This is a genomic window from Streptococcus sanguinis (genome assembly GCF_020729725.1).
Taxonomy (GTDB): Bacteria; Bacillota; Bacilli; order Lactobacillales; family Streptococcaceae; genus Streptococcus; species Streptococcus sanguinis_V.
Genome location: NZ_JAJEPA010000016.1, coordinates 1 through 1,406 on the forward strand (window position 1 = coordinate 1; position 1,406 = coordinate 1,406).

The 1,406-nt window shown below is 30.0% G+C and carries 3 protein-coding genes; all 3 read right to left on the reverse strand.

Going from position 1 to position 1,406, the window contains the following annotated elements:
- Positions 1-64: 64 nt before the first annotated feature.
- Positions 65-307 (reverse strand): DUF7720 family protein, encoded by a 243-nt coding sequence (locus K4I03_RS09970; RefSeq protein ID WP_227965099.1) that lies wholly within the window; start codon positions 305-307, stop codon positions 65-67.
- An 87-nt stretch (positions 308-394) separates the two neighbouring features.
- Positions 395-628: a hypothetical protein gene (locus K4I03_RS09975; RefSeq protein ID WP_227965101.1), complete on the reverse strand. Its 234-nt coding sequence runs from the start codon at positions 626-628 to the stop codon at positions 395-397.
- 291 nt (positions 629-919) lie between these two features.
- On the reverse strand, positions 920-1,406 hold a 487-nt coding region (locus K4I03_RS09980), incomplete at its 5' end, for a hypothetical protein (RefSeq protein WP_227965104.1).

The following is a 1,406-nucleotide window of genomic DNA, read 5'->3' on the forward strand; positions in this document are numbered from 1 at the left end:
TTTATAATATAATTATACTACAAAAACAACCAGAAGTAAATTAAAATAATATAAAAACAATATTTTACTGACTATCTTCACATTTTTCTAACGCTCGAATTACCTTGATGTGCATTTTAATTTCTTTTCTGCGCTCTTGTAGAATAATTCTTTCTAACGTTGTTAAGGATAAGACGAACCCAGACGTCAAGACAAGTTGATGTACCTGGTAAGTCTTTTTACGACAACTTACGTCTATGGCCAACCAGTGCTCTAAACCGTATTCTGTTTCTTGGATTCGTTTGATTTGGATCTTTTCAATTTTCATTCTTTCTTCCTCCTATTTTTATTATTCGCAAAAACATTAAAAAAGAGCTAGCTYTTTTAGCTAACTCTTTTGAATAATTAAAGAACATCAAAAGTTTCTATGTTTGATAATACTTCTAAGAAGAAGCAGCAAGATAGAAACTCCGACCACTACCTTTAAAGAGTTTGGAAATGCTCGGTATATCTCCACTATCAGGGACAAAACCATTAACAATATTGATGCAATTTTATTTGCTAGTGGCAATAGCTCTTTAATAATATATAATTGATATTCTTCAGGTAACTCTTTATAGAGTTCCCAACAATTTTTAAATTTCTTCATAAAAATTGTTCCTTTCTTTTTTAAAAGTATTTATAAAATAAAAAGATTTCTAAAAAGCTTATGTATTAGTAACTAATAGCGGCCTTTTAAAAATCTTTTTTTTACATTAAGTATTATAAAACAAAAATAATTGCGTAATTTAGAGCGTTTTAAAAAGAGAATAAAGTATATTCCCCTGGTATCTTTTCTTGACGGGAATCCTAAAGTCTTTAGAAGATTTGCTTTAAACATTGAATACAAAAAACCTGCTAGATCAATATCTAGTAGGTTTTTGTATCTTTTTATAACTTCTTATATTGCCCCTCTTTGGCGTCGAAGAATTATAAGAATTAATAAAGCATGTAGAGTAGCATAAATAAGGGCGCTGTGGAACATACCAAAATTAATATCTGAAAAAAGTTGATTAGAGTTATAAGAAAACTTCAGATGAATGAGGCTAATTATTATTCTTAATGGAATTGGCAGAGTAATTAGTGTGACAAACATAGGAATAATTCCCATTCTTGTAACTAGGGATATCAGCAAATAGACAACAAAAGAAGCTGGGACTACTAATGCAAGGATTGTAATTTTGGAAATATCTGAACCACTAAAAGCATTTGTACTTCCAAATAGATCTGTAAGATGAAACTGGTATGCAATGTATAAAACTATAGAGACAGCAAACCCAGCTACCATTGAGTTTATGCAACGAGAAAAAACTCTCTCTTCCATATCTCCCTGGCTGTCTTTTGAGATCAAAACACTTTTTAGTTGACTAATAAATTTCTTGATTTTC